Source organism: Achromobacter sp. 1L-A-4-B-C2 (assembly GCF_057291955.1).
This window is the reverse complement of sequence record NZ_JBXAWP010000003.1, coordinates 329,669-342,110: the sequence shown is the minus strand read 5'-3', so window position 1 is coordinate 342,110 and position 12,442 is coordinate 329,669. Positions and strand designations below refer to the sequence as shown.

The 12,442-nt window shown below is 63.7% G+C and carries 13 protein-coding genes; 12 read left to right on the top strand and 1 reads right to left on the bottom strand.

The features are described 5' to 3' along the window. Positions 1–10 precede the first annotated feature (10 nt). The 9 genes from cmk (at position 11) to cysM (ending at position 8,426) form a co-directional block, all read left to right on the top strand. Positions 11–706 (top strand): (d)CMP kinase, encoded by a 696-nt coding sequence (cmk, locus tag AC0Z35_RS15095; protein ID WP_104143140.1) that lies wholly within the window; start codon positions 11–13, stop codon positions 704–706. A gap of 250 nt (positions 707–956) precedes the next feature. Next, the gene (gene rpsA, locus AC0Z35_RS15090) at positions 957–2,669 is read left to right on the top strand and encodes a 30S ribosomal protein S1 (RefSeq protein WP_046802876.1); all 1,713 of its coding nucleotides are present in this window, start codon (positions 957–959) and stop codon (positions 2,667–2,669) included. 3 nt (positions 2,670–2,672) lie between these two features. After that, on the top strand, positions 2,673–3,032 hold the full coding sequence (locus tag AC0Z35_RS15085; protein ID WP_046802728.1) for an integration host factor subunit beta: 360 nt from the start codon (positions 2,673–2,675) through the stop codon (positions 3,030–3,032). Positions 3,033–3,209: 177 nt separating this feature from the next. Further along, positions 3,210–3,524, top strand: a complete 315-nt coding sequence (locus AC0Z35_RS15080; protein WP_006225143.1) for a LapA family protein — start codon at positions 3,210–3,212, stop codon at positions 3,522–3,524. 66 nt (positions 3,525–3,590) lie between these two features. Further along, positions 3,591–4,805: a lipopolysaccharide assembly protein LapB gene (gene lapB, locus AC0Z35_RS15075; RefSeq protein WP_046802730.1), complete on the top strand. Its 1,215-nt coding sequence runs from the start codon at positions 3,591–3,593 to the stop codon at positions 4,803–4,805. Next, on the top strand, positions 4,802–5,743 hold the full coding sequence (rfaE1, locus tag AC0Z35_RS15070) for a D-glycero-beta-D-manno-heptose-7-phosphate kinase (RefSeq protein ID WP_046802877.1): 942 nt from the start codon (positions 4,802–4,804) through the stop codon (positions 5,741–5,743). The genes lapB and rfaE1 overlap by 4 nt, the downstream gene beginning before the upstream one ends. Continuing rightward, positions 5,740–6,729, top strand: a complete 990-nt coding sequence (gene rfaD, locus AC0Z35_RS15065) for an ADP-glyceromanno-heptose 6-epimerase (protein ID WP_046802731.1) — start codon at positions 5,740–5,742, stop codon at positions 6,727–6,729. The genes rfaE1 and rfaD overlap by 4 nt, the downstream gene beginning before the upstream one ends. A 194-nt stretch (positions 6,730–6,923) precedes the next feature. Continuing rightward, positions 6,924–7,436: a ComEA family DNA-binding protein gene (locus AC0Z35_RS15060; RefSeq protein WP_485132378.1), complete on the top strand. Its 513-nt coding sequence runs from the start codon at positions 6,924–6,926 to the stop codon at positions 7,434–7,436. 81 nt (positions 7,437–7,517) lie between these two features. Next, entirely contained in the window at positions 7,518–8,426 is a 909-nt protein-coding gene (cysM, locus tag AC0Z35_RS15055; RefSeq protein WP_046802732.1) for a cysteine synthase CysM, read from the top strand. A 92-nt stretch (positions 8,427–8,518) separates the two neighbouring features. Here the strand turns inward: cysM and mltB are convergent, their stop codons facing one another. Further along, on the bottom strand, positions 8,519–9,673 hold the full coding sequence (gene mltB, locus AC0Z35_RS15050; protein ID WP_046802733.1) for a lytic murein transglycosylase B: 1,155 nt from the start codon (positions 9,671–9,673) through the stop codon (positions 8,519–8,521). Between the two features lie 10 nt (positions 9,674–9,683). Between mltB and AC0Z35_RS15045 the strand changes: the two genes are divergently transcribed. From AC0Z35_RS15045 to AC0Z35_RS15035, 3 genes are all read left to right on the top strand, one after another. Further along, on the top strand, positions 9,684–10,607 hold the full coding sequence (locus AC0Z35_RS15045) for a histone deacetylase family protein (RefSeq protein ID WP_485132379.1): 924 nt from the start codon (positions 9,684–9,686) through the stop codon (positions 10,605–10,607). Between the two features lie 70 nt (positions 10,608–10,677). After that, positions 10,678–11,427, top strand: coding sequence for an electron transfer flavoprotein subunit beta/FixA family protein (locus AC0Z35_RS15040; protein ID WP_046802734.1), 750 nt, complete (start codon positions 10,678–10,680; stop codon positions 11,425–11,427). A gap of 2 nt (positions 11,428–11,429) precedes the next feature. Beyond that, on the top strand, positions 11,430–12,359 hold the full coding sequence (locus tag AC0Z35_RS15035; RefSeq protein ID WP_046802735.1) for an electron transfer flavoprotein subunit alpha/FixB family protein: 930 nt from the start codon (positions 11,430–11,432) through the stop codon (positions 12,357–12,359). The last annotated feature ends 83 nt before the right edge of the window (positions 12,360–12,442 follow it).

Here is a 12,442-nt window from a genome sequence, read left to right as displayed (position 1 = left end):
CACTTTCACCATGACTTCCTCTTCATTGACTGACTCTTTTGCCGCCGTCATCACGATCGATGGCCCCACCGCGTCCGGCAAGGGCACGGTGGCTCATCGCGTTGCCAAGGCGCTGGGATGGGCTGTGCTGGACAGTGGCGCGCTGTACCGCCTGACCGCCCTGGCAGCCTTGAACCAAGGCGTGTCCGTTGACGATGAGCCCGGTGTGGCGCGCGTGGCCGAAACGCTGGACGTCCGCTTTGACGGCCCGCACGTATACCTGGCCGGCGTCGATGTCGGGCACGACATCCGGCGCGAGGAAGTCGGTAATTTCGCTTCTCGTATCGCCGCGTTTCCGGGCGTGCGCCGGGCTCTGCTGGAGCGCCAGCGCGCGTTTCGGCGGCCTCCCGGGCTGGTCGCCGACGGCCGCGACATGGGCACCGTGGTCTTCCCGGACGCGTCGCTGAAGGTGTTCCTGGTTGCCGATGTGGTGGCCCGGGCCGAGAGGCGGCGTAAGCAGTTGATCGAAAAGGGAATTTCTGCTAATCTAGACGACCTTCTGCGAGACATGCGCGAGCGAGACGCCCGCGATACCGAACGCGCCACGGCGCCGCTGGCTCCCGCAGCAGACGCACACGTACTGGATTCCTCTGATTTGACGATTGCAGAAACGGTGCAGGCAATACTGGATTTTTGGCAGCAGGCCGGCAATAAGGCAGATAGCTGAGGCTATAGCCCAGGCAAATAGCCGATTTGTCGGATTCTGCGCTGCAAAATCGCCCGGACGGTACAACGTATTACGAACGTACAACGTCCGGGCCTAGTTTTATTTGATTAGGCCCTGTCCTCGCCAGGCGCAACCCCCACGGGCCACCCCGCAGGGCAAACCGGCAGGCAGGTATTTTGACTCCACTGTGGCGGGCAATCCGCTGCGGTGTGTTCTTAACGGCCATTTCGGCCCAATGGATTTCAACCCCATGTCTTCCGTTTCCACTACCGCCACCGGCGGCGAAAGTTTCGCCGACCTTTTCGCACAAAGCCTCAAGAGCCAGGACATGAAGTCCGGCGAGGTCATCAGCGCCGAAGTCGTGCGCGTCGACCATAATTTCGTCGTCGTCAACGCCGGCCTGAAGTCCGAAGCGCTGATCCCCCTGGAAGAGTTCCTGAATGACCAGGGCGAGCTCGAAGTGCAACCCGGCGATTTCGTCTCGGTGGCCATCGATTCCCTGGAAAACGGCTACGGCGACACCATCCTGTCGCGTGACCGCGCCAAGCGCCTGTCGGCCTGGCTGCAACTGGAAAAGGCCCTGGAAAACGGCGAGCTGGTTACCGGCACCATCACCGGCAAGGTGAAGGGCGGCCTGACCGTCATGACCAACGGCATCCGCGCGTTCCTGCCCGGTTCGCTGGTGGATCTGCGTCCGGTCAAGGACACCACCCCGTACGAAGGCAAGACCCTCGAATTCAAGGTCATCAAGCTCGACCGCAAGCGCAACAACGTTGTGCTGTCGCGTCGCCAAGTGCTGGAAGCCAGCATGGGCGAAGAGCGTCAAAAGCTGCTCGAAACCCTGCACGAAGGTGCTGTGGTCAAGGGCGTGGTCAAGAACATCACCGACTACGGCGCGTTCGTTGACCTGGGCGGCATCGACGGCCTGCTGCACATCACCGACATGGCATGGCGTCGTGTGCGTCACCCGTCCGAAGTCCTGCAAGTGGGTCAAGAAGTCGAAGCCAAGGTCCTCAAGTTCGACCAGGAAAAGAGCCGCGTCTCGCTGGGCGTCAAGCAGCTGGGCGAAGACCCGTGGGTGGGCCTGGCTCGTCGCTACCCGCAAGGCACCCGCCTGTTCGGTAAGGTCACGAACCTGACCGACTACGGCGCGTTCGTCGAAGTCGAAGCCGGCATCGAAGGCCTGGTCCACGTGTCCGAAATGGACTGGACCAACAAGAACGTCGACCCGCGCAAGGTTGTTACCCTGGGCGAAGAAGTCGAAGTCATGGTCCTGGAAATCGACGAAGACCGTCGTCGTATCTCGCTGGGCATGAAGCAGTGCCGTCAAAACCCGTGGGAAGAGTTCGCCACGAACTTCAAGCGCGGCGACAAGGTCCGCGGCGCCATCAAGTCGATCACCGACTTCGGCGTGTTCGTTGGTCTGCCTGGCGGCATCGACGGCCTGGTTCACCTGTCCGACCTGTCCTGGACGGAAACGGGCGAAGAAGCCGTGCGCAACTTCAAGAAGGGCGACGAGATCGAAGCCGTGGTTCTGGGCATCGATACCGACAAGGAACGCATCTCGCTGGGCATCAAGCAGCTGGAAGGCGACCCCTTCAACAACTTCGTCGCCACGTTTGACAAGGGCGCGGTTGTTCCGGGCACCATCAAGTCCGTCGAAGCCAAGGGCGCTGTTGTCACGCTGTCCGTGGACGTTGAAGGCTACCTGCGCGCTTCCGAGATCTCTTCGGGTCGCGTTGAAGATGCCACCACCGTGCTGAACGCCGGCGACAACATCGAAGCCATGATCGTCAACATCGACCGCAAGACGCGTTCGATCCAGCTGTCGATCAAGGCTCGTGACAACGCCGAGACCGCCGATACGATCCAGCGCATGTCCGACGCCAGCGCTTCGTCCGGCACCACCAACCTCGGCGCGCTGCTGAAGGCCAAGCTGGACCAACAGCGCAACGACGGTTAATTCGTGACCAAGTCGGAGCTGATCGCCGCCTTGGCGGCCCGCTATCCTCAGCTGGCCGCCCGCGACACCGATTACGCCGTCAAGACCGTGCTGGATGCGATGACCCAGGCCCTGGCCTCGGGTCAGCGCATCGAGATCCGCGGCTTTGGCAGCTTCTCGTTGTCGCAGCGGTCTCCCCGCATCGGCCGCAATCCGAAGTCCGGCGAACAGGTGCTGGTGCCTGGTAAACAGGTACCGCACTTCAAGGCAGGCAAGGAATTGCGCGAACGGGTTGACCTGGTCGGCGGCAATGACGAGGACGCCCAGTCTTCTGGATCGGGTGAACCGATGACGTCAATGGCAAGTTTGCACGCCATGCACTGACGAATCGGCTAGTAAGGCTGCCTACGGGCAGATCGGACCGAGAACAGGCCCCTTGAGAAATCAAGGGGCTTTGTTTTTTCCGCTTGGGATTCGTCCCGCTTTTGCGGGGATTTTTTTTCTTGGACGCTTAAGACGTCGCTTACAATTGGCAGTCTTGAATTCTCTGGAGCATGCGTCATGCGCTATCTAGTCTGGGCCCTGCGATTGCTCGTGTTTATTGCGGTGTTGATGTTCGCCTTGAAGAACACCGACCCGGTCGCCGTGAAGTTCTACGCTGACTACGTCGTGCAAGATGTGCCGCTGATTGTTGTGATGCTGGTCGTGTTCGTTGCCGGCGCGTTGTTCGGCCTGTTGCTGACTGTGCCCGCCGCCATGCGCCGCCGCCGCGAGGCCATGCGCTTGCGCCGCGAACTGGATCGCGTCCAGGCCGCTGTCAACGGCACCACGCCCGTCGTGCCCCCCGAAGCCGTTGCCCCGATGTCGCCGCTTTGATGGCGCGCCGATCACCGTACGTGCCGCACTCGCATCCCGCACTGAATAACAGCAAGAGCCCGAAACGTGGATTTTGAACCTTGGTGGCTGATTTTCGTGCCGGTGTTGTTCGCGCTGGGCTGGCTGGCCGCGCGCTTTGACATCCGGCAAATGCTTCGCGAAACGCGCAGCCTGCCCGATTCCTATTTCCGCGGGCTGAACTTCCTGCTCAACGAAGAGCCGGACCGTGCCATCGATGCCTTCGTCGAAGTGGCCAAGCTGGACCCGGAAACAACCGAACTGCACTTCGCGCTGGGCAGCCTGTTCCGTCGCCGTGGCGAAATGGAACGCGCCATCCGCGTGCATCAAAGCTTGCTCAGCCGTTCCGATCTGCCTGAGGCCGAGCGTGAACATGCGCAGCATGAACTGGCGCAGGACTTCCTGAAGGCCGGCATGCTGGACCGCGCCGAAAGCGGTTTCGAACAGCTCAAGGACACGCGCTACGCCTTACCGGCGCTGCGCTCCTTGATCCGTATCTTTGAATCCGAACACGACTGGCCGCGCGCGATCGAAGCGGTCAAGACCTTGCAGGGCCTGGTCGATGAACCTGTCCCGCAAATCGTGCATTACTACTGCGAGCAGGCGCAGACCGCGCTGTCGGCAAAGCCGGCCGACGTTGACGCGGCGCACAAAGCGCTGGACGCCGCCGACCATGCCTTGTCCACCACCGATGCGGCGGTGGGCAAGGGCGCCAAGGTGCGCACGGCGATGCTGCGTGCGCGCCTGGCGTCGCTGGAACAGGACCCCAAGCGCGAGCGGCTTTATCTGGAATCGGTCATGACCGACGCGCCGGAATTCGCCGGGCTGGTGGCCGAGCCGCTTCTGGCGAACTATCGCGCCGCCAATCAGGTCGTGGCGGGGCTTGATTTCCTGCTCAAGCAATATCAACGGCACGCGTCGCTGGACCTGTTCAACGTGGTGTTCCGCGAACTGCGCGTGCAGCAGGGGGCGGACGTGGCGTGGGCGTTCGCGCGCGGTGCGTTGCGCAGCCATCCGTCCTTGCTCGGCCTGGACCGCCTGCTGGAAGCCGAACTGGCCAACCCGGAAAGCGGCGCCGAAGGCGGGCCGGTGCCTGGCGCCGACCTGACGCTGCTGCGCAGCCTGATTCACAAGCATACGCAACGCCTGGACCGCTATGCGTGCCGTAGTTGCGGATTTCAAGCGCGTCGTTTTTACTGGCAATGTCCCGGCTGCAACGCCTGGGAGACCTACGCGCCGCGCCGCCTGGAAGAACTTGAATGAAGCCTTTTCCCGCCGAAGCCATTTCCCAAAGCCGCGTCCTTGTCGTGGGCGACGTGATGCTGGACCGCTACTGGTTTGGCGAAGTCGAACGCATCTCGCCGGAAGCACCGGTGCCCGTGGTGCGGGTCGCGCGCCGTGAAGACCGCCTGGGCGGCGCCGCCAACGTCGCGCGCAACGTCGCGGCGCTGGGCGGGCAGGTGACGCTGGTGGGCGTGCTGGGCGAGGACGAGGCGGGCGACAGCATCCGCCGCTTGTCCGCCGAGGCCGGCATCCGTGCCGATCTGATTGCCGACCCCTCGCTGCACACCACGTTGAAGATGCGCGTGCTGGGCCGTCAGCAGCAATTGCTGCGCGTGGACTTCGAGCAGCATCCCGAGCAAGCCGCCCTGGACAGCGTGGACGCCGCACTGGCGCGTCATCTGGCCAACCACGATGTGCTGGTGTTGTCCGACTACGCCAAGGGCGTGCTGACGCGCGTCGAAACGTTGGTCTCCATGGCGCGCCATGCAGGCATACCGGTGCTGGTGGACCCCAAGGGCGACGACTATTCGCGCTATCGTGGCGCGACCCTGGTCACGCCCAACCGGGCCGAAATGCAGCAGGCCGTGGGCCGCTGGAATTCCGAAGCTGAACTTACCGATCGCGCGCAACGCCTGCGCGCCGATCTGGATCTTGAAGCCCTGCTGGTGACACGGTCCGAGCAGGGCATGACATTGTTTACCGATGCGGGACGTGACCACATCGATGCGCAGGCGCACGAAGTGTTCGACGTGTCCGGTGCCGGCGATACGGTATTGGCCACGCTGGCGGTGTCGCGCGCCATTGGCTTGCCGTGGGCCGAATCGATGGGCTGGGCCAACAAGGCCGGCGGCATCGCCGTGGGCAAGTTGGGCACCTCCGTCGTCACCGCCGCGGAACTCGCAGGAGAAATTTCATGATCGTCGTAACCGGAGCCGCGGGCTTCATCGGCAGCAACCTGGTGCGCGGGCTTAACCGCCGTGGCATCCATGACATCATCGCGGTCGACGACCTGACCGAAGGCGACAAGTTCGTCAACCTGGTCGACTGCCAGATCGCCGAGTACATGGACAAGGACGACTTCCGCCGCCGCGTGGCCGACGGCAGCCTGCCCGCCGTGCGCGCGGTGTTGCATCAGGGCGCCTGCTCGGACACCACCGAGCGCAACGGCCGCTACATGATGGACAACAACTACCGCGTCACGCTTGAACTGTTCGAGTTCTGCCAGACGCGACGCATTCCCTTCCTGTATGCCTCGTCCGCCGCCGTCTATGGCGGCTCGTCCGTCTACGTCGAGGACCCGGCCAACGAAGGGCCGCTGAACGTCTACGGGTACTCCAAGCTGTTGTTCGATCAGGTATTGCGCAAGCGCATGGACAGCCTGACCGCGCAGGTGGTCGGCCTGCGTTATTTCAACGTTTATGGCCCGCACGAACAGCACAAGGGCCGCATGGCCTCGGTGGCGTTCCACAACATGAACCAGTTTCTGGAACACGGCCATGTGCGTCTGTTCGCGGGCTGGGACGGTTATGTGGACGGTGGCCAAAGCCGCGATTTCATCTCGGTTGAAGACGTCGTGGCGGTCAACCTGCATTTTCTGGACCATCCCGATCAATCCGGCATCTTCAATTGCGGCACGGGTCGGGCGCAGCCCTTCAATGACGTGGCCGCTGCCGTGGTGAACACGTTGCGTGCCGAACGCGGCGAGGCCGAGCTGACGTTGGCGCAGTTGGTCGAGCTGGATCTGATCCGCTACATCCCGTTCCCGGAAGATCTGAAGGGCCGCTACCAAAGCTATACGCAGGCGGACGTCACCCAGCTGCGCACCGCCGGCTTCCATGCGCCGATGCGAGACGTGCAGACCGGTGTTGCCGAGTACGTACGCTACTGGCGCGCACGCCGCTGAAACGGGCTACCAAAGCGCGGCCCTACGCCGCGCCACCGAGCGAAATCCAGGCCACCCTTCAGGGTGGCCTTTTTTTGCACCCGTAGTTTCCGAGGTGGATCAATCCGTTCACTGCGCGGCCCGCAGGCAGGGCAAACGTCCATGATCCGGGGGTGGTTCGGCATTCGCCGCACCCTTATTTTCCGGAGACCCTAATGAACCCTTTTCTTGTACCCGCCATCGTCCGTCGCGGCGTGTCCATGCCGTGGCGCAAAGCGCGCTTGCCGCAGGCGCCGGCTGGCGCACACAAGGGGCGCCGCCTGTGGCAACACGTGCTGGGCGTCATGCTGGTGAGCGCCGCGCTGGGCTTCACGGCGCCAGACGCCCGGGCGGTGGACGTCAACCAAGCCACCGCGCAGCAGTTGGAGACCATCCGCGGCATCGGCCCGCGCACGGCCGAGATCATCATCAATGAACGCGATCGCGGCGGCCGCTTCGATTCGTTCGAAGATCTGGCCGAGCGCGTGCGCGGCATTGGCGAGAAAAAGGCGCAGGCCTTGAAGGCGGCCGGCTTGCAGGTGGGCGAGGGCGACGGCGCGGCAGGATCGGGCCAAAGCCAAAGCCAAAGCCAAAGCCAAAGCCAAAGCCAGAGCCAGGGCGGGGCGGCGCCCAATGCCAAACCGGCCAAGGGCAAACCCAGCACGGCACCGGCGCCCGCCCGACCCTGACGAGGCGGGTCGGCGGCTAACCCCTGGCGCGAGCGCGGCTTTTGCCCGCGCCCGGCGCCAGGCAGAGTTATTATCTTTTGCATGACTACTACCTACCCCACTATCGAGCAGACCGTCGGCAATACGCCACTGGTGCGTTTGCAGCGCATTCCCGGTGCTGCGGGCGACGCGCGTGGCAACGTCATCCTGGCCAAGCTGGAAGGCAATAATCCCGCCGGCTCCGTGAAGGACCGCCCGGCCTTGTCGATGATCCAGCACGCCGAAGCGCGTGGCGACATCAAGCCGGGCGATACCCTGATCGAGGCTACCAGCGGCAATACCGGCATCGCGCTGGCCATGGCGGCGGCGATGAAGGGGTATCGCATGATCTTGATCATGCCCGACAACCTGTCCGTGGAGCGCAGGGCGGCCATGGCCGCCTACGGCGCCGAGCTTATCCTGACGCCCGCCGACAAGGGCGGCATGGAATACGCCCGCGATCTGGCCACCGAAATGCAGGCCGACGGCCGGGGCGTGGTACTGGACCAGTTCGCCAACCCCGACAACCCCCGCGCGCACGTGGAAACCACCGGCCCCGAACTGTGGACGCAAACCGAAGGGCGCATCACGCATTTCGTCAGCGCCATGGGCACCACGGGCACGATCATGGGGGTGTCGACTTACCTGAAATCCCGCAACCCCGCCGTGCAGATCGTCGGCGCACAGCCGGCCGAGGGCTCGCAGATCCCGGGTATCCGCAAGTGGCCCGAGGCCTATCTGCCCAAGATTTTCGACCGCAGCCGCGTGGACGCCTACGAATCCATCGAGCAATCGGAAGCTGAAACCATGGCGCGCCGGCTGGCTGCCGAAGAAGGCATCTTTGGCGGAATTTCGTCCGCTGGTGCGCTGGTGGCCGCCTTGCGTGTCGCGGAAAGAGTCAACGACGCCACCATCGTGTTCATCGTTTGCGACCGCGGCGACCGCTACCTGTCCACGGGCGTTTTCAACTGATCACGCACGGCAGTGGTGGGGCGCATGCAGCCCCACAATAAAAAAATGCCCCGTTCATCCCGACGGGGCATTTTCGTTTCCGGACGGGCAGATCAGCGCGCGACGCGGGCTTCGATCTCGTACGCCAGGTCCGCCACCGACGTCGCGTAGAAGTAGCTGCGGTTGTACTTGGTCAGCGCGAAGAAGTTGGGCGTGCCGACCCGGTATTGCGCCGTGCCGCGCGCTTCCTCGACCAGGTCCACCACCCCCAGCGGTTGGGTGCCCCAGCCATTGCTGCTGGCGCCCGGCTGCAAGCGCGCGCCGGCTGCCGACAGGGTGCCCCAGGTTTGTTTGGGTTCAAGACCGCCGTCGACCAAAGCGGTGGGGTCCGCCGGCAACACCACCGGTGCAAACACGGGCAAGCCGCGCTGCCAGCCGTGCTGCGCCAGGAAGCTGCCCACGGACATGATGGCGTCCTGCGTGTTGTTGGTCAGGTCGATATGGCCGTTGTCGTCGCCGTCCACCGCGTAATGCATGATGCTGGTGGGCATGAACTGCGGCATGCCGATGGCACCGGCGTACGAGCCCTGCGTTTCAAGATCCAGCTTGTCTTTCATGACCAGCGTCAGGAAGTCGGCCAGTTGGCCCCGGAACATCGCGGCGCGCTCGGGCTTGTTGGGATCGGGATAGTCAAAGGCCAGCGTCGCCAGCGCGTCCAGCACCCGGAAGTTGCCCATGTTGCGGCCGTACAGGGTTTCGACGCCGATGATGGACGCGATGATGGGGGCCGGCACGCCAAAGCGCTGGGCGGCCTGATTGAGCAGGTCGCGGTTTTCGTTATAGAACTCGACACCCCAGCCGATGCGCTTGGGTTCCACGAAGCGCGAGCGATACGTCAGCCAGCTGCGCCAGATTTTCTTGCCCGGCGGCGCCGGCGCGATCAGCCTGGATACCGTGGCGTTGTAGCGCGAGCTTTCCAACGCCTTGACCATCGGGTCCAGCGGCAATTGGCGTTCGGCCGCCAGATCCTGCACGAAGCTGCGCACTTCCGGACGCAGCGCGCCGGTGGCGGTCAGCGTGGCAGGGGCGTCATCCGGCAACTCGGAGCCGGGTGTCGGCGTGGCGGGTCCGATGCGGATAGCGGCGTTTGCGGAAGCGGCCGCGGGCTGGGCCGAAAGGGTATTTGGAGCAGAGGGGGCGGTGGTGGAGCAGCCCGCCAGCAGGGCGGAAAGCGTTCCGAGTTGCAGTAATCGCCGACAGATGAACATAATCTTCCTTATGGAGACCATGTATCTTACCCACCCGGCTTGCCGCTTGCATGAAATGGGCGGTTGGCACCCCGAAAGCCCGCAGAGGCTGGATGCCATTTCCGACCAGCTATTGGCCAGCGGCCTGATGCCCTATCTGGACGACCGGCAAGCGCCGCAGGCGTCGCGCCACGACATTTTGCGCGTGCACACCGTCCAGTATCTGGACAGTTTGCGCGAACATACGCCGGACCAAGGGTATTACCCAATCGATCCCGATACGCTGATGAATCCCCACACCTACGAAGCGGCCCTGTACGCGGCGGGCGCGGGGGTCGCGGCCGTGGATGCCGTCATGGGCGGCGAGGCCCGCACGGCGTTCTGCGCGGTGCGTCCGCCCGGGCATCACGCCTGCCGTTCGCAGGCCATGGGTTTCTGCTTTTTGAACAACGTCGCGATCGCAGCGCGCCATGCGTTGGATTTTCATGGCCTGTCGCGCGTGGCCATCGTTGATTTCGACGTGCACCACGGCAACGGCACCGAGGACGTCTTCGCGGGCGACGAGCGCGTGCTGATGTGCAGCTTTTTTCAGCATCCGCTCTTTCCCAACAGCGGCGCCGACCAGCCCGCGGACAACATGCTGAACGTGCCCGTGCCGGCGTATACCGTGGGGCCGGCGGTCAGGACGATCGTCACCGATCAGTGGCTGCCTCGGCTTGAAGCCTTCCGCCCGGAACTGATCCTGGTGTCGGCCGGATTCGATGCGCATCGGGAAGACGACATGGGCCAGATGGGTCTGGTCGAGGCCGACTACGCCTGGATCACCGAGCAGCTGGTCGAGGTGGCCGAACGGCACAGTCAGGGCCGGATCGTCAGCACGCTTGAAGGTGGTTACAACTTATCTGCACTGGGACGCAGTGTCGTTGCGCATATACGAGCGCTGGCGAAGCTGTAGAATCAGGAAAAAATTGTGCAATGCGATCCCGGCGCATGCCGGGTATTTATTTCCATTTGGAGGCAGCGGGATGAAGGTGTTGGTACCTGTCAAGCGCGTCGTTGACTACAACGTCAAGGTGCGCGTCAAGTCGGATCAGACTGGCGTGGATATCGCCAATGTGAAGATGTCCATGAACCCCTTTGACGAAATCGCCGTCGAAGAAGCGACCCGGCTCAAAGAGAAGGGTGCCGTCGCTGAAGTCGTGGCGGTTTCTTGCGGCGTTGCGCAATGCCAGGAGACGCTGCGCACCGCCATGGCCATTGGCGCCGATCGTGGCGTGCTGGTTCAGACCGATGCCGAACTCCAGCCGCTGGCCGTGGCCAAGCTGTTGAAGGCCTTGGTCGATAAAGAGCAGCCGCAACTGGTGATCCTTGGCAAGCAAGCCATCGATGATGACGCCAACCAAACCGGCCAGATGCTGGCCGCGCTGCTGGACTGGCCGCAAGCCACGTTCGCCAGCAAGGTTGAACTGGCCGACGGCAAGGTCACGGTCACGCGTGAAGTGGACGGCGGGCTGGAAACGCTGACGCTGACGCTGCCGGCCATCGTCACCACCGACCTGCGCCTGAACGAGCCGCGTTACGTCACGCTGCCCAACATCATGAAGGCCAAGAAGAAGCAGTTGGACACCGTCACGCCCGAAGAACTGGGTGTTGATCCCGCGCCGCGCCTGAAGACGCTGAAGGTCAGCGAGCCGCCCGCCCGCAAGGCCGGCATCAAGGTGGCCGACGTTGCGGCCCTGGTGGACAAACTCAAGAACGAAGCGAAGGTGGTCTGAACATGACGACGCTGGTTATTGCCGAACACGATAACGCCCAGCTCAAGGGCGCAACCCTGAACGCCGTCGCCGCCGCCGCCAAGATCGGAGGCGACGTGCACGTGCTGGTCGCCGGCGCCAATGCGCGTGCCGTGGCCGACCAAGCCGCTGCCGCCGCAGGCGTCGCCAAGGTCCTGTTGGCCGACGCGCCGCAACTGGCTGACGGCCTGGCGGAAAACGTCGCGGCGCAAGTGCTGGCCGTGGCCTCCAACTACAGCCACATCTTGTTCCCGGCCACCGCGTCGGGCAAGAACGTGGCGCCGCGCGTGGCTGCCAAGCTCGACGTCGCGCAGATTTCCGACATCATCGGCGTGGAATCGGCCGACACGTTCCAGCGCCCCATCTACGCGGGTAACGCCATTGCCACCGTGCAATCGGCCGACGCCGTCAAGGTGATCACCGTGCGCACGACGGGCTTTGACGCCGTTGCCGCGCAAGGCGGTTCTGCCGCTGTGGAAGACGTGGCTGCCGTGGCGGATTCGGGCAAGTCCACCTTCGTGGGCCGTGAAGTCGCCAAGAGCGATCGCCCCGAACTGGCCGGCGCTCGCGTCGTGGTTTCGGGCGGCCGTGGTTTGGGCAGCGCCGAGAACTTCAAGATCCTGGACCCGTTGGCCGACAAGCTGGGCGCCGCCCTGGGTGCCTCGCGCGCCGCCGTCGACGCCGGCTATGCGCCGAACGACTGGCAAGTGGGCCAGACCGGCAAGATCGTTGCGCCGCAGCTGTACGTGGCCGTTGGTATTTCCGGCGCCATCCAGCATTTGGCCGGCATGAAGGATTCGAAGGTCATCGTGGCCATCAACAAGGATCCCGAAGCCCCGATTTTCGGCGTGGCCGATTATGGCTTGGTGGGCGACCTGTTCCAGGTCGTACCTGAACTGACCGGCGCCCTGTAAAACTCAGCGCCGTCGTCAGTATGAAAACCCCGCGGACGCATCGTCCGCGGGGTTTTTTTTGGTCTGCGATGATCCGCGATAGT